This is a genomic window from Cyclobacterium amurskyense (assembly GCF_001050135.1).
GTDB lineage: Bacteria > Bacteroidota > Bacteroidia > Cytophagales > Cyclobacteriaceae > Cyclobacterium > Cyclobacterium amurskyense.
In genome coordinates this window covers 1,382,532-1,402,556 of record NZ_CP012040.1, presented here as the reverse complement: position 1 = coordinate 1,402,556, position 20,025 = coordinate 1,382,532, and the positions used below count along the sequence as shown (strand labels likewise).

Genomic DNA, 20,025 nt, shown 5'->3' with positions numbered 1-20,025 from the left:
CTGAGCGCGGTTGGTCGGGAAAAGTAGCAGATATAGTGGGGTAAACTTTTGCCTGCTTAGAAGTTTATTGCCAATACTGAGAAACTTTTGTCCTATATTACAAAGTAATTGACAAGGATTACCCATTGGTTATGAACAAATTAAAGTTTACCAAAGACGAAGGGACGGCTTTTTACAAGGAACTGAATGAAGTTTTGTCGGAATATTTCTCCAAGAATAAACTGGAGAAATCAGGGAACAGTACCATGTACTTTAAGATCTTCCTTTATTTTGGCCTGGACCTTTTGTTTTATGTATTGATGCTATCGAGTACTAACCTTGTTAGCTTCTTTGTTTTCTATTTACTGATGGGCTTTTTTGTGCTTCTGACAGCCTTCAATGTATCTCACGATGCTGCACATGGTGTGGCGGTAAAAGGTAAATTTTGGAATAAATTTCTTTTCTCTTTAAGCTTCAATCTTCAAGGTAACAATGCCTATGTTTGGGGTAAAAACCACAATGAATCCCATCACCTCTATACCAATGTAGAGGGAAGTGATATTGATGTGTTGAACAATCCTGTTTTTCGTATGACTGAAAGCCAGGAATTAAAGTGGTTTCACCGCTACCAATACATTTACGCACCTTTTCTTTATCTTTTGTATTCGCTTAACTGGTTCTTTTTCAGGGATACATTAATGCTATTGAATTATTCAAGTCGGACCATTAAAGTCGAAATACCACGAAAGGAAGCGTTCAAATTATTGATTTACAAAGTATTGTACCTTGGGTACATGATTTTCCTTCCTGTTTACCTATTGCCTTTTGGTTGGGGAATTGTCTTGCTTGCCTTTCTATTGAATCACTTTATGGTTTCCCTCATTTTTGTAGCTGTTTTAGGGGTGTCACATGTTTCAGATTATGTGGCCCATCCCCAGCCTGATACCAATAATAAACTAAACATGAGTTGGGCCAAGCTTCAAATGTGTACTTCTGTAGACTATAATGCCAATAGCGTTCTTCTGAATTGGACCCTCGGCGGATTCAATGCACATGCCCTTCATCATTTGTTGCCCAATATTAGTCATGTCCATTACCTGAAAATACTGCCTCTCTTTCGGCAGTTGGCGGATAAACATGGTTTGACTTATATGGAAATGCCTTATGGTAAATCAATTGCCGCACATTTTAGGTTTTTGAAATACATGGGAGCCAATAGAACCCTACAGACCATGGATTTTGAGAAATAAACACCTTCATATAGCCCAGGACAGTGAATTGCTACAGACCATTTATAGGAATGTGGAGCAGGAACTGCTTATTGATAGAAAGGCATTCCTTATATTAAATATCCTTAAATTTTCCTTTTATTTTTCTTTGTCCGGGATTTTCTATGCCCTGTTATTTATTGTCCAAAGTCCTTCATTGTTTATATTGACCTATGTGTCATTTGGCTTTATGACCTTGTTGCTTGCTTTCAATTTCTCTCACGATTGTTCACACAATACCCTTTTTAAAAGTAAAAAAGTCAATAACCTTTGCTTTATTGCTTTGTACACACTTGTAGGTGCGCACGGGGAAGCCTGGAAGCAAAGACACGTGCAATCGCATCATTTTGCACCGAATGTTAAAGATTACGATTCTGATCTAAGGATTTCAAAATTGATTCGGATAATTCCTGGAAGTCCCTGGTTTTGGTACCATAAATTTCAACCGATCTATGCACCAATTGCCTATACTACCTATTCCCTTTTTTGGATATTGGTTAAAGATTTCTACTTGCTTTATTCAAAGGATGAATACGATCAGGTAAAGAATCGAGGCTATCACCTTTCATTTTGGATCCAAAAAAGCAGCTATTTTGTGCTGATCATGGGCTTACCTTTGCTTTATTCTCAACAGGCTTGGGCCATAGTGCTATTGGGGTTTTTAGCCATGCATTTGGCCCAATCTTTATTTCTATTGCTGACCTTTTTTATGACGCATCATGTGGAGGGAACCCTGTATCCTGATACAACTGAAGATGGAACGATTGAAACTTCTTGGGTAATGAACCAGATCAAGAGCTCCAACGATATGCATCCTTTCAGTAAAACGGCCAACTTTATTTTGGGAGGTTTTAACAATCATATCGCTCATCATTTATTCCCGCACATACACCATACGTATTACCCTCAGCTCAGTCAGATATTGTATACAGTGCTGGCCGATCACAATATTCAGCCCAATCAGACGAGTTATGTTGGAGGAATTCTGTCTCATTTTAAGTTACTGAAGCGAATGAGTAGGCCATAATTAATGGTGCGCTTAATCATAAAGTTTCAACAATTTCAACTATTCTAATTGTATTTTCCTTTGGGTTCCTGAGCAATAATAGAAATGGGTTTAACGAAGCTTAGCAGTTGAAACTAGCCTCATTAAACCCATTTATAATTTCAAAGTTGAAATTTGTGTATTAATCTACTGCTACCAATACATCGTTACCTACACGTGCATCGATAGAATATCCTTGAGGAATAACACCGTTTTTACCTTTCATGGTTAAAAACAAAAGGCAAACCAAGACGCCTAATACTATGGAAAGCGTTTGCTTGTCTTCACCTTCTTCATAAACCTTGGCTCCTGTTAATAGAATCTCAGTTCCATCAACTGCAGGCAATGATCGAATTTCGATTTCAACAAACCCTTCTTTACCAATACCTTTAGCTTTTTCTACGCGTTGTACCATACCTTTGGCGATTGTCCCTTTTCTTACGAGCACCTTGTCATCAACACGTATGTCACTTCTTACAAAAAAATCAATGGATTGACCTGCAATTACATTCGCGGAATTGATTTCCTGTGCAGATTCCAATGCGATCAAAGTTCCGGATCTCAAAAGTATCTTTTCATAATTTTTGGGTCCAAAAGACATCAAAGTAATTGAAAGTGCTAGGAGTAGTGATAATGCCCTAACGGCGTGTGAGTTGTAGATTTTTGTAATCATAGTTTAAAGGTTTAGTCTGTGAAATGGATTATTGTGTGATATATAATAGTTTTGATTTTAATTTTTTCTCTTTGTTAAGGTTTTGTCTTTTTATAGCGTTGATCCCTCCAGTAATGCTTCCAGAATAAAAAGTAAGGGTGAAAACTCCAGCTAAAATGCCAACTCCGTGATTCTTGGTTTTAAAACTGGTATAACTTGCATAGCCCAATAGGCCAGTAAGCACCAATGAAGTTATTCCAGTAGTATTCTGACCAGCATAAAAATAACCTCCTCCTGGCACTAAGCCCAGAAGACCAGCAACGTAAGGTTTTTTGTTTTTGAGCGCAGCAATCCCATGGATTAGCTCTATGTTGCTTTTGGCATAATCCGCGTAAATAAAATCTTGATCTATTTGATTAAAATTGGTAACAGCAGCTTCGTAATTATTCATATAAGCATGTGCTACGCCAGTAAATAAGTTTTTATGAGGGTAGTAATAGCTTGTTGAATCAATTGTTTTTAAAGTTGATAGGGCTTTCTCAAAGTTATTTAACCTGAACCAGGCATCTGCCAGCTCCAAAATTACTTCAGGCTCTTTTTTTAATTCCTCATTCAATTTATTTTCAAAATGAAATATTACTTTTTCATAGTTACCTATTGCGTTTAAAGCAATTAGATAGTTCAATTCAAGTATTAGCGACTGTTGATCTTTTGCTCCAAAATGAACCATTCGCTTGTATTCAATAATTGCACTCTCGTAGTCTTTCGAGTTTATTAAAGAAAGGAAAAAGGTGGTGTCATTATTCGCATTGTAGAAGCTGACATTTTGAGAAAACTTTGATGGATATCGTTTTGGCAAAGGGTCCTCACTAAAACCCCAATTAGGGAAATCTTCGAATTTGGGTTCATCCTTTTCCCAGTTTAGATCATAGATGCTTTGCTCATGCCCACACCTGATAAGTCTATCTGAAGTCAATAAAGCTCCTTTTAATGCCCCAAACTGACTGAAAGCTTGCATGGAATAATGGGAGCAACTTGGATACATGGGGCATTTCTGTCCGCGAGTGTCGCTGATATAGTTGGAATAAATATTAAAAAGATTTGAAATTCCACTTTCTTGAACCTGACTTGAGGCCTGAGGCAAATGAAAAAAACAGAGGAATAAAAGAGTTAAAGTGGCTTTCATTAAATAATTAACCTGCTAATGCCTTTAAAAATGATAAAAGTTTCGCGAAACTAGATTTTAAATTATAGTTATCCAAATAATAAATAACCTTTTATTAGGGGTTTTTTGATATTGCTGATTAGCCAATAAAACATTCAGTTTTAGACATTTTTTTTCATGGACTTATTATGTGTTGATAAAAATTGAGTAAGTATATTTTTATTTAAAAGGTTAAAGTTTGATAAGGCTTGTCATTTGACATTATTTATTCCTATTTAATATTCTTAAGATATATTTAGAAAAGAAGCTTCGCTGTCTGATTGAGTTCGGGCCTTAATATTTTTTCGATTTGAAATGTGGTAGATTAAACCCGAAATATGCAATAGACATTCTATTACGTGCTGAAATCGCTTTAAAATCAACCACTTCGTTGCTGTTTTCAATTTCACCATAGCGGTGCTATGCTAAAATCTCCAAACAGTCTGATTTTCTTTTGGCCACCCTGATCATCCTTTAGGAGAATTGGTTTCGTTGCACTATAGAAAGTCTGGCGCCTAATAAGGGTTTAGAAAATGCTTATTTTTTGAAATCAGCTAAGCTTAAACCATTGTTGAACTTGATATTGTTCCAGTTTACTTTTATCCATGGAGCATCAGTGACTTCTGCGTCCCAGTTTGATGCTTTGTATACCCTTTTGGTAGGAATAAGGAGGCCACCTATTTCTTCATATTCAAGTTGCATCAAAAGAGGGGTATCTACCACTCCAGCATCAACTACAGTAAAAAGAAACTGGTCAACCATTTGGGTATCCCTATTGATATAGACCTGATAAATATCGGTTGGTTTTCCATCAGTTGAATCAAAGGAGATTTTCACAATATCGTAAACAGCATTGTCTATGGTTTTTTCTCCAATGTATTCATAGTTCAATCCTGGATCCAATAATTTTTGAAACATGGTAAACCAATAGAAATTGGTGGGTCTGTTAAAGGTCACTCTTTTTAGTGCGGTTGGGTCATTTATGATTTCCCCTTTGTGTTTAAGCCAATATTCCGAACCATCGTATCCTTGCTCAATAAGGCCTTCCAAGTCTGGAAGTGTTCTCTCATGTTGCTGATATGCACCATAGGAAAGCTCTCCATCAAAAAGGTATTTTTCTGTGGAAACATCTGTTTTGCCATCAGGGGTTTGATAGGTATAAGTATATACCACGTCCTTGTTTTTGCTTAGTACAGAATAGTTACCCACTTTTTGAACCATGTGGTAAACGGTTTCATGCCCTTTGTTTTGAAAGGAAGTTAAGCCTTCTTTCTGTGTGTTGGACTGTTCCTTGCCATTACAAGAAATAAGTAGGGCATTTATAATAATCAGTGAAATTAAACTCAGTCTCATAAGTTGTTTTTTTATTGTTAGGGTTATACCATGGCTCCATTGGCGCCAATTACTTGTCCAGATACCCATTTTGAATCCTCACTTGCCAAAAACAATACTACTTTGGCAATGTCCATTGGTGTTGCCAATCTGTTAAAAGCATTCATGGCTTTTAGCTTCTCAATAAATTCAGGGCTTTTCCCTTTTAAAAACAACTCTGTTTCTGTAGGTCCTGGAGCAATGGCATTGACAGATATCCCTCTACCAATTTCTTTGGAAAAAACACGAGTCATCTGTTCTACAGCAGCCTTTGAAGCAGAATACAAAGCATAAGTAGGGAACATCATTTTTACGGTGCTAGAAGAGAAGTTGATGATACTTCCATTGTCAGCCAGTTTGCTGTCCGCTTCTTGCAAGGTATTGAAAACACCCCTTACATTTATGTCAAACTGCCAGCTAAAGTCTTCCTGTGTAAAGTCTTTTAATTTTTTTGTAGTCATTACCCCAGCATTGTTGACCAATACATCCACCTGTCCGAAAGTTTTTATCGTTTCGTCGAATAGCTGCGTAACTTCTTCCTTTTTACTTACATCTGCCTTAATGGCCAAAGCCTGACCACCGTTTTTAACTATCGTGTCAACTATTTTTTGTGCATCGGGTAAACTACTGGAAGAATTTACAATAACTTTCGCACCATTGTCCGCCAAATGAAGTGCGATTTCTCTGCCTATTCCTCTTGAAGAACCTGTTACTATGACTACTTTATTCTCTAATTTCATAATTTCGTTTGATGGTGGAATGGAAAATGGCTATGCAACTAGTTTCTTGATTTTGTTCTTTTTCCTTTGGTCGTATTTTCGCTTTGTTTTAATTACTCTGTATCTAAAATCGTCGTAAAAAAGACCGCCTAATAATATTATCGCACCAAAAATTAAAGTGTTTAATTCAAGACCAATCCTTGAGTAAAGAAAACCTCCTATAAGTCCACCAGCAAAAAAGAAAAGTATAATAAAAATACGGAGTTTAATCGTGGCTTTAATTTTTTCTCTGTTGGGGTGTCGTTTTGGAAATAACAATTGAGACAATTCTATGCCTAAATCTGTAAATAATCCGGTCAAATGCGTGGTTCTTACAATAGTATTAGAAATTTTGGTAACGAATGAGTTTTGTATACCCATTGCAAAAAGGAGCAAACAGGCAATTACATCTGGATGAGTTATGACCACAAAATTACTCATCAAGGCAATGGATAATAAAATAATGCATTCGATTATTGTTGGTAAAACGAAGACATTTAACTTCTTGTTCTCTCGATAATTTTCAATTAAAAAGCTTGATAAAAAGGAGCCAAAAAGAAAGGAGAATATATAAAGGAAATAAATGGTGCCCTTCCAAAACTCAAAATTGGAAAGGTCATTAATAAATAAAGCAAAGTGACCTGTGACATTTGTAGTCAACTGCTTAATTGATAAAAATCCGGCTACATTAACAATTCCAGCCACAAAAGACAAAAAAGTAGCAATTTGCAAATTGTGCCTGTAAGTTCTGCTTTTGCCTTGATGTCTAAACATTTAAATTATATTTAGGGTGACGATTAAGGCAATTTAATTAATATTGTGCCATAGCTTGAAAATGAAAAGAAATAAATAGAAAGGAAGGCCAAAGGTCTAATCCTAAGGCCTTTCTTTCTATTTCTAAGAGATATTAACTTAGTCTTTTCAATAAAAGTTCAGCGGCTAACTCTGAAGAAGCTGGGTTTTGTCCGGTAATTAATAAGCCATCCTCTACTGCATAGGAAGCCCAGTCATCACCTTTGGAATAGATGCCACCATTTCTCTTCAACATATCCTCTACCAGGAAGGGTACAATATCTGTCAATTGAACGCCTTCTTCTTCGCCGTTAGTAAAACCGGTTACTTTTTTACCACTTACTAAAGGTGTTCCGTCTGCATTTTTAGTGTGTTTAAAAATGGCTGGAGCGTGGCAAACAGCAGCAACAGGTTTGTTGTTTTTTATGAAATCCTCTATCAATGCAATAGAGTTTTTGTCTTCTGCTAAATCCCATAATGGTCCATGACCACCTGGATAAAACACCGCATCATAATCTGCTTGATTTACTGTTTCTAATTTCACAGTGGAAGACAGGATTTCTTTTGTTTCCTTGTCCTCATTAAACCTTTTTGTCGATGCTGTTTGGAAGTCAGGTTCCTTGCTTTTAGGGTCAATAGGGGGTTGTCCACCTTTTGGGGAAGCCAGGGTTATTGAAATCCCATTGTCCTTAAGTAAATAATATGGAGCCGCGAATTCTTCTATCCAAAACCCGGTTTTTTCTCCAGTTTCGCCCAATTTATCATGGGAAGTCAATACAAATAATACTTTCATCGTTTTTTATTTTTTTAATTTCGACCCTAAGATTCTTCAGCATTTCAAAAAAAATACTGAGTCTTAGAGCATAAGGTTTATTTAGTGATCCTTTCTCGGTACCAACGCTTTTAAAGTGACAAGTAATTGTCTTTTTAAAAGTGTCGGCAACAAGAGTATGTTTTTTAGTGGCTGATCTTTAGTCTAAACTTTCACTACCATTTTACCTTTGTTTTTCCCTTCGAAAAGGTCTAAAAAGGCCTGAGGTATATTGTCAAATCCCTCTATGATGGTTTCAGAAGCATGCAGCTTACCTTGTTGCAACCATTCTGCCAATTGTTGGATGGCTTCAGCATGTTTGTCTGCATAATCAGAAACTATGAATCCCTGCATTAAAGCACTTTTCTTTACCAGGAAGGGTTGCACACTGAGGCTTTTGGGCTTTTCAGTTTTATTGTAAACTGAAATAGCACCACAAATTATGGTTCTTGAGAATTGATTAATGTTGAAAAGTACGGCATCTGAAATCTCACCGCCAACATTGTCAAAATAAATGTCAACACCATCTGGACAAGCACTTTTTATTGCCTCGGCCATGTTTTCGGTGGTGTTATAATTGATGCCTTCGTCAAATCCGAATTCGGAAGTAAGCATTTCTACTTTTTCATCGGTTCCCGCTATACCCACTACACGAAGTCCTAGGATTTTACCGATTTGGCCTACCACAGAACCTACCGCTCCAGCGGCGCCGGATACGAGAAGGGTTTCACCCTTTTTAGGTTTACCTATCTCTCTCAATCCAAGAAAAGCAGTAAGACCAGTCATACCAATAATCCCAAGGTAAGCAGAAAGTGGTGCCTTATCAGGGTCAACTTTACTTAGACCTTGTTCTTTGGCTACCTGTGTTTCCTTCCATTGTAAGGAACCGATTACCTTATCACCTGTGGTAAATTTTGTGCTTTTTGATTCCAAAACTTCAGCAATAATCCCTGAAGAAATTGGCTCATTAAGTTTAAAAGGAGGAACATAAGATGGGGCATCACTCATTCTTCCTCTCAAATAAGGATCCACAGAAACATATTTTGTAGCCAACAATACTTCTCCATCCTGCAATTCAGGGTTTTCAGAAGTGGTAAAGTCAAAATCTGTTAATGCAGGAGCTCCTTGTGGTCTGCTTTTTAAATTAATCGTTTTTGTAGTAGTCATGTTTTTTTAAATTAAATTTTAATACTGTTCCAAGCCATTTCATAGGCTTCATTAATGTTTTCCGGTTTTATTTCAAACCGCTCGCGTTGTTGTAATAAAAAGGATATTGGATAGATGCTAAATGCGTAAAGTAAATAAGGAGAAACGGGTTTTATAACTCCTTCTGCCTGCCCTCTCTCCCAGAGCGTCAATAGAGGGCTTAAGTGCTTCAAGCCTTCCTTTCTGCTTGGCTCATCTATCATAGGCGTATTTTCGCATTGTGATAAAAACATGGATTCTTCTATTTCATTCAACTTGAAAGCTGCTATATTCTTCCATATTTTTTCAAAGTCAATCGCTATTGAAGCAGTCTCCACATAATCTTTAAAAGCAAACTGTGTGAAAGAAGCTTTAACTTCTATATATACCTGATTGACCAGGTCCTGTTTGTTTTCAAAGTAGAGATAAATCGTCCCTGGAGACACTCCTGCCATCTTTGCAATCTTAGACATTGGTGCTGCATGGAAGCCATTGTTGTTGACAAGATGAATTGTCGCCTTTACCAGGGCCTCTCTTTTATTCCTGCTTTTTGGGATGCTGCTCATTTTATTCTTATTGGAATACTTACTTAACGGAGAATAATGAATGAACGTTCATTTTTTTATTTATATTTTATTTCCTGTTGATTACAAGTGAGTTATCTTGTGTCAATGACCTTGCAAAATCAATGCTAAACTTACATCGAGGTGAAATATTAAAAGTTATGGTCTATAGCTTTTATAGTAGGAGGTTGATGTTAACACGGTTAAGAGGAGCCGAAGGAATTGGTATATTGGATAACTTAGGGGTGCGACTGAGCAGCCGGCGGTATTTTAGGTGTTTATAATTAACTTCAAGCCGAGCCGTAGAGGCGCAAATAAATAGTTTTATTCCTTAAAGAGGGTCAACGTTCTGAAAAATAAGCTTAGAAAGCGTTTAGAAGGTTATAAAGTAAAGAAAGTATTCTGATGAACTTTGGGTATATTATATTCCATCTATCTTTTTATAAACTCGGGGAAAACATAGGAAAATTGGCTCACAGTTCCGATTTATCAGCCCCGTAAGGGAGAATTATCCTAGTTAGGGGTGTTTCCAGTGGATCAGTGGATGCTGACAAATCTCCCACCTGAGCTTTGTAGTGAGGGAATGTAAAATAGATCAGCGATGTTTTTCTTTCTCGGTAATGGGGAGTAATCTCGAGTCTTCCAATGCAGCAGTCCTGTGTCCGGCATATTTCAGGAATTCTTTCTTTTGAGAAAAGGTGATGAATGCGTTCGCAGATTGGTGTTCAACCAATAAAACAGCATCCCATTTTTCAGTCTCAGGTCCAATTATAAAAGCATTACATTCTCCATAGAAGACAATGCGACTTCCTGCCTCGATCAGTTGGGGAAGGGTCTTTTCCATATAAAGTTGAAAAGCTTGCTCTCCTGAAATTGGATCAGCAGGCTTCAATGATTCCAGGTTGCTATAATCGGCAAGGGGCCTAAACTTCAGCAGGTTCATCATTACCACTTTGCCTGTGTCATTAAAGTTTTTGTAAAAGCGGATTCCAGCTTCTGCCGTTGCATCTAAATATTTATCCATTATTTCTTTTGATTGGTATCCGATTAACTAGCCGAGGGCGTGTTTTTCTAAATTGCAGTTTGGTTTATGTGCCTGCTTTTTTCTTATTATTCCATGTATAGGTACTTAGTTATCAACTCATACTGCTTGTCCAGTACGGATTGATTAAAACCATGCGCAGCTTTTGGTAATAAGAAGTAAGCTTTGTTTGGCGCAGTAATTTTATCAAAATAGGGTTTGCTTAAATTCCTGGAAGTCAATATATCGCCTTCGCCCTGAATCAGGAAGATGGGTATTTTGAAGTGCAAAGCATCTTCGCTAAAATCTATTCCCGCGACCATTGACTTTAAGCCTAATTTTTTGTGTCCCACTAGGTTGACGAAAGAATAATCATCCCCATTGTAGCGGTCTTCACTGTCTTTTTCATTGTCATAGTCTGCTGCTATTTGGAACCAGGAAGCAGGGGCTGGAGTTTCCCTTTTTGCTTCGTATTTTTTAATTATCCGCAGTAGTTTTCCATAGTTTTTGGCATCTTCATAAGGTGGTTTACCAAAAGATTTAAGCATTTCCATGGCCTCATTGTCTTTATTATCGCTGGCCAATGTAAAAACAGTTTCGTAAGCATCTTGAATATTTTTCAAAAAATTAACGATTTGGGAATGACCTATATAGGCATGAAAAAGGTCTGGTTTATTAATGGCCATTTTTGTTGCCAAAACCGAACCCCATGAAGAAGCCAGCAGGATTACTTTTTTCTTGTTCAGGTGATCAAGAAGGTATTGGGTGAGTTCGATTCCATCGTTGGTCATTGTTTCCACTGACAATGGATGATTGATTAAATAGGCTTCATTTAATTCTTCCGGTGCATTTCGGCCATAGGTTCTACCTGCACCTCTTTGGTCCCAATGCACAAGTATGAAATCCTTGGTCCAATTGGCATACATGTTTTTTTCAAACTGGCTTTGGGTGCTTCCAGGCCCACCGTGGATAAAGAGAATTATGGGTTTACTAGCATCCTCACCTTGGATCGTGACCCATTGTTCTATTCCACCAATGCAGACATACTTTTCTTCCTCTATCCTTTGACCATGGGCAAAGGGTATTGAAGTGAAAACAAACAATTGAAAATATATAAAGTGTATATTTTTCATAAATCCCCTTTTGACTATAGAAAACATTTTCAATAAGTAATTGATAACCAGAGGAAATGTTCAGAATTCTATCTGTAAGTTATCCTTTAGATAAATGGGGAACCCTGCCTTTCATATGGTAGAACGGCCTAATGACACTGCCAAATTCAAGTAATAGCTTTAACTTAGATTAAAAGCGATAATTAGGTTTTACTGTATTTTTCCCATTTCTTCCTTATTTCAGTTTTTTTGTCGAGCTCTTTGCTCATTGTTTGGCAAAAGACCACAAACTCTTTGTCTTCAACATAGGTATTTTTAAGTACATCCGAGGTGGTCAACCAAGCCTCTTTGTACTCAATGTCATTTGGAAGATTGGACAAATAACCGTCCAAGCCATCGTAAATATCTGTTATTAGTTTGTGAGCAAATCGTTCTGTCCATTTTTTGTTTCCAGAAAGGGCTTCTGGTTTGATTACGGCAAGTAGAAGTATGGCCAATAAGGTAACCCCGAAAAAGAGTATTGAAGACCAGATTAGAATTGCCCTCTCTGAACTGTCATCGTTATTGGTAATAAGAAAGCCAAAAAAAGACTCGACCAATAGTAAAAAAAAGACCATGAAACTAAGTGGCGTTTTTACAAGCTCAAGAATTGTCTTTGAATCTTTCATAGCTTATTGAGTTAATGGTGTTGGTTCTCCTAGGCCACTGATTAATTTGATCAAACTTTTTGACTCTGAAGAATCCACTAAAAAATTGGAGGCCATCGGGGCACGAAATAACAATAGGTTGGATAAATTCGGGTATTTTAAAATTTTACTTTTTGTTATGGGTTTTGCAAACCTTGCTTTATACAAAATATCTACACCATAACTCTCCCAATCTTCCTTTATATAGGGCTCTGAAATAAGCTCACCCCAACCATATAGGCCTCTAAACCGGTCGTCCCCACCCATCCAAAAGAACACCAAATCACCAGGTTGCATTTTGTTTCGATAGCGGGTGGCATACCAGGTGTCTTTCTGCCCTTTTATCAATTTCTCTCTCAAATCGTATTTTTGAGGTAAACATTGAAAAATAAACGTATTCATAGTTTATGGTAAATTATATGCTTGCAAAAGGCGGTATTGTTACCCTATAATGGATTCAAATCAATTAATGTTAATTTGAATGGTTCTGGAGGGGTCACTTTTTGCCTCTACATAAAATGTCCATATAATATATAGAGATATGGGAAAGAAAACAAGCCCATAATGGATGGCATGATAAAATTGAAGATTATTGAATGGGATTTAGTCCTTTGGTAATCAGATGCTTGCTTTTACCTGATGTAATTTTTGATTTCAGGAAAGTCAGCCATAAACCTGTCAGCCATGGCTTTTGCGCCAATTTCTGCTGGGTGCACCCCATCCTTAGCCAACATGCCTGCTTTCCAGTTGCCTTCTCCGTCGGATACGGCTTCATCAAAGTCAATGTATCGATAACCGGATGCCCTCACAAAATCATTCTTGCCTCTGTTGTTTCTTATTTCCACAGTTGGAACGGTTGCGAAAATTAGGGTCACATTGCTTTCATCACACAATTTTATCACCTTTTCCACATAAGCTTTCCATTCATCATTGGCGACTCTTTCAACGTCACTTTTATCATTCATTCCCAGGCACCAAATGGCATATTTGGGTTTATGAATAGAAAAGGCAGCATTGATAAAATCATAGGAATCCTTAGACTTGCCCCCTGGCAACCCATCACATAAAAATTGATAGCCTGCCGCATGTATATAATAGGGCCACCTTGATGGATTAGCGCTACTCACATAACTGTCGCCAAATACAAATACATCAGACTTATAATCTTCGCAAATAAATTCAAAAGTGTCAACCTTTATCTCCGTACCTGAAGAATGAATAAATGGTTGGTTCATTCCTATAAAATCGGAAGAAAAACTTAAAGTGTCATTTTCATTTATAATGGTGACAGTACTTGAACTTAAGCCTCTTTCAATTTTAATGCTAATTTCATTTTTTAATTTTAGCTGATGCTTGATAGCTGTCCTGGCAGTTACATTGGTGACCCTGTTAGCTATAATGCTGTCAGGAGTGATGATCAGGTTGCTCGTAAGGTACCTGCCACTTCCTTTCCCAATGGTTAGGGTGTCAAACTTTACAATTTCCCCACTAAAAGCGATGGTGTAAAATTGCTTAATGGAAGAGTTGACCAATTTGTACTCCTCACCATCAGCAAGGGTAAAGTTGCTTAGTTTCTGAGGTTGTATCTCAACTTCTTTTGAAGCGTTGATGCGTGGATGATGTTGCCTCGGTGCTTTTGAAATAAAGCCATAAGTGCAAGAGGCTATAATTAGTAATATTAATAATTGGGTGGTTTTATTCTTAAATTCAAGTTTCATTTTATGATCTGTTGGTCATTTTGTGCTTACTCAAGATAGCTAATGTTAAGTTTTTGGGAAGTTTTTCACAATCAATTTCTCTCGAGAGCTTTAGGTGGTATGTATTTTAAAATCGATTTAATAAATTTAAAGAAAACAAGGTTAAATCCATTGTCTAATAAAATAAAATTGAGTACCTTATATTGGAGGGTTTGAGTGGGGATTCCGGTATTTATCCATGTAATATAATCAAAATATTTTTGCGTGTAACCGAAAATATAGTTGTTCTCCGGGATATTTTTCTTTTTTATGTAAACCCCATTGTGGATTTTTCCGGAATAAAATTTTAAGGTGTCGTCTGAATAAAATGCAACGCTATTGGGTAATTTCATTTTATTCCAGCGTTCTATATCTTCCTTTTTCCGGCAACCGTAGTAGTCAAAGTCGATTTTATAATAAAGGCTTTTTGTATTGATTTTTTTAAAGCGCATTCGGAATAGCCGTTGTGCTATATCAAAACGATCGTAATGTAGGAAGTGAATTTTTGCATAGGGGCTTCTTCCTACAGGGTAAATTGTGCCAGTTATCCCTTCGCAATGGGTTTTGTCCAATTCTATGACCTCATGTGCTGATTTACTATTTAAATTTTCAATAAAATCTAAATAATCTTTTTCAATACCCATACCCGCAGTAGGGGTATTGCATGGCAATCCAAGGAATTGATACATTTCTCGGCCCCAACAGTTGTCTGATATTATGGAGAAATCATGATTTTTTATTCGTTTTAAGGAATAATACCGCGCCAAAATCCTGCGAGAGTACAAAATACGTTTTAAAATATCACGTGTTTTATTAAAGTGCATTTGTATCAGATAGGTAATAGAAAAATAAAGGATCATAAATCCCTCTAAAATGGCTTTCAAAAAGATGCTTTATGCCACTGTTAAATGTTGTTTTAGGAGCTTTAGCGCTTTCCCGGTCTTCCGTTTAAATTTTTTTAAGAAAGTAATTTCTGAAAGATAAATATAATTAAAAATTGCCTGTTACAAAAGGAAGGATTTATTCTGTTTAAGATTTTTAGTAATTCATTAATAGAGGATTAGAGAGGGTTTTCGTCCATAATTTCTCGCATGAGCCCAATGACCATGTCCCAACCTACAAGAGATTCTTCATACCTCCTATGCGCATTCTCTGTCCCCTCAAAATCCTGTGTCAAATTAAAAGTAGTTCCCGATTCAGTTTCTGCTACCTCATAGGTTAAAAGGGCGTAATTTTCCGGTTTGTCTATAATTCCACTATTGGGATCCAGCATGGTGAAGGATACTTTTTTCCCGTTTTCAATTTCTGTTACTTCTCCTTTAACATGAACAATATCATCACCATCCCCCATCTTTCCTTTCCATATGATAGTACTGCCAACCTTCCATTCGGAAAGGACCTCACAACCAAACATGTATTGTTTTGTCATTGCCGGATTGGTTAGCAATTCCCAGATCTTTGACGTACTGGCATTGAAGGCTACTTGTTTTCGGATTACCATTGAATTTTTTCTTTTATAGTTGTATTTAAACCCGAAAATGAGTGTTTGCTTACTTAAAAGATTGTAGAATCGGGAAAATTTCTAATACTATTGGGAGCAATACCGAATTGCTCTTTGAAAGCTTTTGAAAAATGTTGTGGAGAACCATATCCAGTTTCATAGGCGATTTCTTTTGCTGTTTTGGTAGTTTCGAGCAAGAGTGTTTTGGCCAGGTTCATGCGGATGTGTTTTATATAGCCAAAAACGGTAGTGCCATTAAGCTCCTTAAACCCCTTTTTAAGCTTGTATTCATTTAAAGAAACCAATTTTGATAACTCACTTAATGTAGGTGGATTGTCAATTCTCGCATTCAATAATTCTTTGGCATCTAATAGTTTCTTCCGGTCATTATCGTCTTTTATATAAGCCTTGTTCCCTTGGTGTTCATACAATTCAGCTTGTAGCACTAGCAACTCTATACTTTTGGATAAGAGAAACAAATCTTTGAGACCTTCTGAATAAGGGCAATGAATAATCTCATTAATAACAGATTGAATTTTGAAATTGTTGGTTTTCCATTCGGGTGAAAGAATGGCGTTTTCCTTGTTAATCGCCTTTTCAGCAAGCCTTTTTAGTGATTCATTACCATTTTGAGCAATCTCTATAAAAAAATCAGTGTTGAAGTTTATCCCAAAAGTTTCAATCCGTTTGCTTTTATTTTCAACGGCTATTTCAAGCCCATCAGAATACAAAATATTGTTATGGTGTCCTGAAAGTTGATAGGAAGCGTTAAGCTGCGAAAATTTGAAATCATAAGCCCCCTGGAGTCCAAAGTGAAGCCTTACAAATTCAGTTTCGTTTTTTGAAGTATTAAGCCCAAGAGAATTGTAATCAATGATATTGTGAGAAATTTGAAGGTTGTTCAATTTCCACAGATTGGAGGTCCTTTTAGCGATGTTTGTAGCTTGTTCCATCTTAGACGAATAATTTCTTTGGCCTTGCTTTAAATTGCTAAAATCCTAAATAAGCATCTTTTACATGCTGAAATTGAAAATAGTCTGGTTTTCTTGTAAATGCAATAATCCGATAAATCAGAGCCCTAACGGGGCGAAATGTATATAGCCAAGGGTGTTAGCCCTTGGGAAAAACATTTAGAATAACCTGATTTTGTCAGCATTGTTGCTTTTTTCTGCAACAATGCTGACAAAATCTTATCGGAGGCAAGTTAATATTTGTACTTGTCAAAGGGTGCTGAATCTTTAGGGTCTATAGGCCTGTAAAGGTTGTCCTTGGAATCTCCCGTTTCAGCCACTGCGTTGCCACCCTCTCCAAAGGTGATAATATTGTCCACTACCACAGAGTTGCTTGAATTGTGTAGGCGAACGACTGTCTGACTAATAAGGGTATGCACAATATTGTTAGAAAACATCAGTTGCTTAGCGTTGTCGAACTGAATAAAAGATTGTCCATTTGGTTCTGAATCCGTTGTTTTCCTCCGCTTTCTGCTGTCAAGGTATTGGGCAATGCTGTTTCCTGAAACATTTAAGTTCATGCTTTTCTTAACATGGCAAAAAGAGCCATAGGCTGCTGCACCTGTGGAGATTTTCCAGTTGTAGACTGCATTTCCAGTAATCGTAGAACTCTGGATTTCATCAATTTCAAAGCATTTACTTATATAGGCAAAGGTATTGTTGTGGAAGGTGGAAAATACAGGTTTCTTTAATTTAAAGGCTGTTTCTAAGTCGGCAAACAAGTTGTCACTGGCCATCATTCCTTGACCATTGCCATGGAGTCTAATTCCGTAGGTCAGCTGCCCAAACCAGTTTTTATTGATGTAACTAACGTCGCAATCGGCAATGTCAATGGCAACGTATAATTCAGTAAAATAGCAGCCTGTAACCCTAAGCAATTCACATTTTGCTACACCTTCTCCTTTGGGTGCCTTTGGCAATACGATTGCCCGTTGACCTTCTGCCTCTACATCTTTATACCTGTCCTCGGTAGGGTACCAGTGTAGCCCTCTAAAATTGGGTTCATCATTTCGAAATCGGCTATAGCCATCGGCAGTATTCACTCCGGTATTGTTATACCCTACAAAAGAAAGGTTTTCCAATTCCACTTTTAAATTTTGGTTGGGCCAGGGTGTTTCTCCTGAAGGAAAAGCTTTGCTACGTCCCGCATAGTCAAAGGTGATGCAGTTAGGGCCAGTGTTTTTGCCTAGTCGGAAAATTGTACCACTTTCAATATTTGCTCCATGTATGTCAATTCCCCCGTGGGCATGCCCAATTAGTTTGACACTGGCTATTTTAACAACCACAGGGGCATCCAGGAAGTACACGCCGGGTAAAAATGTAATGGTAGCCGATACATCTTTTAAAGCCCCAAGTTCATCGAAGATAGCCTGTAGCGCAGCTGAAACCTCAAGGTTTCCGGTATTGTCAAGGTGGTAAGTAAACTTCCCATGGTTGGTCAAGGCTTCAACCGTAGCTATATTTTCATTTGAGACAGCAAGGGTGGATAATTTTTGTTTTTCTACCCTTTTTGCATCGACATTCCAACTTATAATGGAAAGGAATAGGATGGTTAATAGGGTTGTCTTCAGTTTATTAAAATGCATCCTTTTTTGCTTCGCTAAATTTTCTTTCTTTTAAAATTATCCAACATGGAAGAATGGCTTAGAATTTCACTTCCATGTTTAGCTGCCTGCCTTCTTCTTGTGCTTTCTTATCCATGCTTGTACCTACCGAAAGACCGATGGCCATACCAATGGGTAAACCAATTGCTATAAAACCCATATTCCCTAGACTTGCGCCGAGCGCTACGCCTAGTGGAACCCCAAAAGCCGACATTCCTATCGCCATCCATGTATTGCGATAATGGTTGATGGGGACAATTTTTAGTTCTTTTTCTATAAGGGAGATGATTTTAGACTGTTTCTTTTTGGTTTGACTTCGCAATTTTTCATTAGAAATCAAATTCAATTCATCTATGGATGCATTTATAAAAACTGTAATTTTTTCTGGCAATACTATAATCCTTAGCTCATCTATTAATTTTTCAAATTGCGTATAAACCTTTTGTAATTTTGGCTTATTGCTAATTTCTGGTCTTGGTTTTAGAGAATTGATTTTCATAATGTATTTACTTTGGTTCCCGAAATCTCTTTCACCAATTTATTTGAATAGTTAGTCATTTAATTCAGGTTAAATATAAGGCAAAAGGGCGAACGTTCCAATGTAGGCAAAGTGTCTTGCCTTTTATTGATTTTTCCGTTTGGTAGGGGGATTACTTTCTCCGTGCTGGTTGAGCAATACACTTTTTAAAATCTTTGGGTCTTTGATTAGTTTCGTTAATTTCTTCATTACAGAAGCCTAGGCTCTTGCTAAATGCACTTCAGGTTCACTTTTTCTTTTGTCTCAATCGCAAGGACTAGTTCTAAGTTCCTGGTGATCCTGCTTGGCTATCGTCAAAATATTTTGGTTTTGGCCAATTCTCACACAGCTTAGATTTGTATTTTTGCTGATATCAAGCAGATGCAGCTCAAGGAGATTTCTAACATCCAAGCCCTTGAGAGAATTGCTTGAAAGCCATATTTTTTCTAAGCTAACATTGTTGGTAAGATCTATCTCTTTTAATTGATTGGCCGATAAGGTGACATATTTCAAATTTGTATTGGTGCTTAGGTTTATGGTTTCAAGTTCGTTTAATTTGGCGATCATGGTCTCTAAGGAACTGCAGCCCTGCACATCCAATTCCTTTAGCTTATTGGTTTCAACATTCAGTACTTTTAAACCTGGAAGGTTGACAGAAAGGCTTTCCAGTAGATTCCATGAAAGGTTTAGGGTCTTCAACTGATCGGCATTATTTAATCCATTGATTTCAGTAAGATTATTTAAGATGAGATTAATGTCTTCGAGTTGCTTGTTGTGGCCAATGTCCAATGTCTGAAGATAATTGGCTTCAAGGTGCAAGGAGGTTAATTTTTGGTTGGCTGTTAAATTAATTTCAGTTAAAGCATTGTTTCCAGCGGATAAGGAAACCAGATCTTCAAAAGCCTCAATACCTTTAAGGTTTGCTATTTTGTCTTCTTCAGGCGTTTCAAGAGAGCTGTCTAAAACCAATGTGCTGATATTCCTGGCATCCTCTGTTAAAAGCATTTGGTTAATTAATCCATCACTATCGATGCCGAGTTCAATTAATTTTTTCTCAAAATTCGGATCCTGAATTTCAGTGATATGCTTTTGGTTTGTATCCGGTGTAGCTATTAGCCCATCTTCTGAACATGAGGAAATAATACCAAAGAGCCCGAATAACAATTGAGAATAAGTTGAAATTATTTGCTTTTTCATTTTGGTTAGAATC

Annotated in this window: 21 protein-coding genes; 2 read left to right on the top strand and 19 right to left on the bottom strand. The window is 37.1% G+C overall.

The window, feature by feature from the left end:
- The first annotated feature begins 131 nt into the window (after window positions 1-131).
- Together CA2015_RS05610 and CA2015_RS05605 are read left to right on the top strand one after the other, a co-directional pair.
- Window positions 132-1,229 (top strand): fatty acid desaturase family protein, encoded by a 1,098-nt coding sequence (locus CA2015_RS05610; protein WP_048641017.1) that lies wholly within the window; start codon window positions 132-134, stop codon window positions 1,227-1,229.
- A complete protein-coding gene (locus CA2015_RS05605; protein ID WP_048641016.1) occupies window positions 1,219-2,274 on the top strand; it encodes a fatty acid desaturase family protein in 1,056 nt (351 codons plus the stop codon). The genes CA2015_RS05610 and CA2015_RS05605 overlap by 11 nt, the downstream gene beginning before the upstream one ends.
- A gap of 160 nt (window positions 2,275-2,434) precedes the next feature.
- On the opposite strand, the gene CA2015_RS05600 is transcribed toward CA2015_RS05605, so the two are convergent.
- The 19 genes from CA2015_RS05600 to CA2015_RS05510 all read right to left on the bottom strand — a co-directional run bounded on the left by CA2015_RS05600 (window position 2,435) and on the right by CA2015_RS05510 (window position 20,012).
- On the bottom strand, window positions 2,435-2,965 hold the full coding sequence (locus tag CA2015_RS05600) for a hypothetical protein (protein WP_157470333.1): 531 nt from the start codon (window positions 2,963-2,965) through the stop codon (window positions 2,435-2,437).
- A gap of 28 nt (window positions 2,966-2,993) precedes the next feature.
- Window positions 2,994-4,130 (bottom strand): membrane protein insertion efficiency factor YidD, encoded by a 1,137-nt coding sequence (yidD, locus tag CA2015_RS05595; RefSeq protein ID WP_048641014.1) that lies wholly within the window; start codon window positions 4,128-4,130, stop codon window positions 2,994-2,996.
- A gap of 555 nt (window positions 4,131-4,685) precedes the next feature.
- Window positions 4,686-5,501, bottom strand: coding sequence for a DUF6503 family protein (locus CA2015_RS05590; RefSeq protein WP_048644372.1), 816 nt, complete (start codon window positions 5,499-5,501; stop codon window positions 4,686-4,688).
- Between the two features lie 23 nt (window positions 5,502-5,524).
- Window positions 5,525-6,259 (bottom strand): SDR family oxidoreductase, encoded by a 735-nt coding sequence (locus tag CA2015_RS05585; RefSeq protein WP_048641013.1) that lies wholly within the window; start codon window positions 6,257-6,259, stop codon window positions 5,525-5,527.
- Window positions 6,260-6,289: 30 nt separating this feature from the next.
- Window positions 6,290-7,051, bottom strand: coding sequence for a YoaK family protein (locus tag CA2015_RS05580; protein WP_048641012.1), 762 nt, complete (start codon window positions 7,049-7,051; stop codon window positions 6,290-6,292).
- Between the two features lie 133 nt (window positions 7,052-7,184).
- Window positions 7,185-7,862, bottom strand: coding sequence for a type 1 glutamine amidotransferase domain-containing protein (locus tag CA2015_RS05575; RefSeq protein ID WP_048641011.1), 678 nt, complete (start codon window positions 7,860-7,862; stop codon window positions 7,185-7,187).
- A 183-nt stretch (window positions 7,863-8,045) separates the two neighbouring features.
- Window positions 8,046-9,047, bottom strand: a complete 1,002-nt coding sequence (locus CA2015_RS05570; protein WP_048641010.1) for an NADP-dependent oxidoreductase — start codon at window positions 9,045-9,047, stop codon at window positions 8,046-8,048.
- A gap of 11 nt (window positions 9,048-9,058) precedes the next feature.
- On the bottom strand, window positions 9,059-9,631 hold the full coding sequence (locus CA2015_RS05565; RefSeq protein ID WP_048641009.1) for a TetR/AcrR family transcriptional regulator: 573 nt from the start codon (window positions 9,629-9,631) through the stop codon (window positions 9,059-9,061).
- A 592-nt stretch (window positions 9,632-10,223) separates the two neighbouring features.
- Window positions 10,224-10,652 (bottom strand): hypothetical protein, encoded by a 429-nt coding sequence (locus CA2015_RS05560; RefSeq protein WP_048641008.1) that lies wholly within the window; start codon window positions 10,650-10,652, stop codon window positions 10,224-10,226.
- 86 nt (window positions 10,653-10,738) lie between these two features.
- Complete coding sequence (locus CA2015_RS05555; RefSeq protein ID WP_169786463.1) at window positions 10,739-11,782, bottom strand: alpha/beta fold hydrolase; 1,044 nt, start codon at window positions 11,780-11,782, stop codon at window positions 10,739-10,741.
- A gap of 182 nt (window positions 11,783-11,964) precedes the next feature.
- Window positions 11,965-12,429 carry a hypothetical protein gene (locus CA2015_RS05550; RefSeq protein ID WP_048641006.1) on the bottom strand — a complete coding sequence of 155 codons (465 nt, stop codon included), beginning with the start codon at window positions 12,427-12,429 and terminating at the stop codon, window positions 11,965-11,967.
- A 3-nt stretch (window positions 12,430-12,432) separates the two neighbouring features.
- Window positions 12,433-12,849, bottom strand: a complete 417-nt coding sequence (locus tag CA2015_RS05545) for an EVE domain-containing protein (RefSeq protein WP_048641005.1) — start codon at window positions 12,847-12,849, stop codon at window positions 12,433-12,435.
- A 230-nt stretch (window positions 12,850-13,079) separates the two neighbouring features.
- Window positions 13,080-14,165 carry an SGNH/GDSL hydrolase family protein gene (locus CA2015_RS05540; RefSeq protein WP_048641004.1) on the bottom strand — a complete coding sequence of 362 codons (1,086 nt, stop codon included), beginning with the start codon at window positions 14,163-14,165 and terminating at the stop codon, window positions 13,080-13,082.
- 71 nt (window positions 14,166-14,236) lie between these two features.
- Window positions 14,237-15,007 carry a DUF1919 domain-containing protein gene (locus tag CA2015_RS05535; RefSeq protein ID WP_240477979.1) on the bottom strand — a complete coding sequence of 257 codons (771 nt, stop codon included), beginning with the start codon at window positions 15,005-15,007 and terminating at the stop codon, window positions 14,237-14,239.
- A 236-nt stretch (window positions 15,008-15,243) separates the two neighbouring features.
- Window positions 15,244-15,684: an SRPBCC domain-containing protein gene (locus CA2015_RS05530; protein ID WP_048641002.1), complete on the bottom strand. Its 441-nt coding sequence runs from the start codon at window positions 15,682-15,684 to the stop codon at window positions 15,244-15,246.
- Between the two features lie 53 nt (window positions 15,685-15,737).
- Window positions 15,738-16,637: a helix-turn-helix transcriptional regulator gene (locus CA2015_RS05525; protein WP_048641001.1), complete on the bottom strand. Its 900-nt coding sequence runs from the start codon at window positions 16,635-16,637 to the stop codon at window positions 15,738-15,740.
- 251 nt (window positions 16,638-16,888) lie between these two features.
- Window positions 16,889-18,280: a NosD domain-containing protein gene (locus tag CA2015_RS05520; protein WP_048641000.1), complete on the bottom strand. Its 1,392-nt coding sequence runs from the start codon at window positions 18,278-18,280 to the stop codon at window positions 16,889-16,891.
- Between the two features lie 58 nt (window positions 18,281-18,338).
- Window positions 18,339-18,797 carry a hypothetical protein gene (locus CA2015_RS05515; RefSeq protein WP_048640999.1) on the bottom strand — a complete coding sequence of 153 codons (459 nt, stop codon included), beginning with the start codon at window positions 18,795-18,797 and terminating at the stop codon, window positions 18,339-18,341.
- Between the two features lie 282 nt (window positions 18,798-19,079).
- Complete coding sequence (locus tag CA2015_RS05510) at window positions 19,080-20,012, bottom strand: leucine-rich repeat domain-containing protein (protein WP_048640998.1); 933 nt, start codon at window positions 20,010-20,012, stop codon at window positions 19,080-19,082.
- Between the last annotated feature and the right edge of the window lie 13 nt (window positions 20,013-20,025).

What these genes read in the sequence shown, in the direction of transcription:
- CA2015_RS05610 (WP_048641017.1), top strand. Translation starts at nt 132, where the DNA reads ATGAACAAATTAAAGTTTACCAAAGACGAAGGGACGGCTTTTTACAAG.
- CA2015_RS05600 (WP_157470333.1), bottom strand. Translation starts at nt 2,965, where the DNA reads ATGATTACAAAAATCTACAACTCACACGCCGTTAGGGCATTATCACTA.
- yidD (WP_048641014.1), bottom strand. Translation starts at nt 4,130, where the DNA reads ATGAAAGCCACTTTAACTCTTTTATTCCTCTGTTTTTTTCATTTGCCT.
- CA2015_RS05590 (WP_048644372.1), bottom strand. Translation starts at nt 5,501, where the DNA reads ATGAGACTGAGTTTAATTTCACTGATTATTATAAATGCCCTACTTATT.
- CA2015_RS05585 (WP_048641013.1), bottom strand. Translation starts at nt 6,259, where the DNA reads ATGAAATTAGAGAATAAAGTAGTCATAGTAACAGGTTCTTCAAGAGGA.
- CA2015_RS05580 (WP_048641012.1), bottom strand. Translation starts at nt 7,051, where the DNA reads ATGTTTAGACATCAAGGCAAAAGCAGAACTTACAGGCACAATTTGCAA.
- CA2015_RS05575 (WP_048641011.1), bottom strand. Translation starts at nt 7,862, where the DNA reads ATGAAAGTATTATTTGTATTGACTTCCCATGATAAATTGGGCGAAACT.
- CA2015_RS05570 (WP_048641010.1), bottom strand. Translation starts at nt 9,047, where the DNA reads ATGACTACTACAAAAACGATTAATTTAAAAAGCAGACCACAAGGAGCT.
- CA2015_RS05565 (WP_048641009.1), bottom strand. Translation starts at nt 9,631, where the DNA reads ATGAGCAGCATCCCAAAAAGCAGGAATAAAAGAGAGGCCCTGGTAAAG.
- CA2015_RS05560 (WP_048641008.1), bottom strand. Translation starts at nt 10,652, where the DNA reads ATGGATAAATATTTAGATGCAACGGCAGAAGCTGGAATCCGCTTTTAC.
- CA2015_RS05555 (WP_169786463.1), bottom strand. Translation starts at nt 11,782, where the DNA reads ATGAAAAATATACACTTTATATATTTTCAATTGTTTGTTTTCACTTCA.
- CA2015_RS05550 (WP_048641006.1), bottom strand. Translation starts at nt 12,429, where the DNA reads ATGAAAGATTCAAAGACAATTCTTGAGCTTGTAAAAACGCCACTTAGT.
- CA2015_RS05545 (WP_048641005.1), bottom strand. Translation starts at nt 12,849, where the DNA reads ATGAATACGTTTATTTTTCAATGTTTACCTCAAAAATACGATTTGAGA.
- CA2015_RS05540 (WP_048641004.1), bottom strand. Translation starts at nt 14,165, where the DNA reads ATGAAACTTGAATTTAAGAATAAAACCACCCAATTATTAATATTACTA.
- CA2015_RS05535 (WP_240477979.1), bottom strand. Translation starts at nt 15,007, where the DNA reads ATGCACTTTAATAAAACACGTGATATTTTAAAACGTATTTTGTACTCT.
- CA2015_RS05530 (WP_048641002.1), bottom strand. Translation starts at nt 15,684, where the DNA reads ATGGTAATCCGAAAACAAGTAGCCTTCAATGCCAGTACGTCAAAGATC.
- CA2015_RS05525 (WP_048641001.1), bottom strand. Translation starts at nt 16,637, where the DNA reads ATGGAACAAGCTACAAACATCGCTAAAAGGACCTCCAATCTGTGGAAA.
- CA2015_RS05520 (WP_048641000.1), bottom strand. Translation starts at nt 18,280, where the DNA reads ATGCATTTTAATAAACTGAAGACAACCCTATTAACCATCCTATTCCTT.
- CA2015_RS05515 (WP_048640999.1), bottom strand. Translation starts at nt 18,797, where the DNA reads ATGAAAATCAATTCTCTAAAACCAAGACCAGAAATTAGCAATAAGCCA.
- CA2015_RS05510 (WP_048640998.1), bottom strand. Translation starts at nt 20,012, where the DNA reads ATGAAAAAGCAAATAATTTCAACTTATTCTCAATTGTTATTCGGGCTC.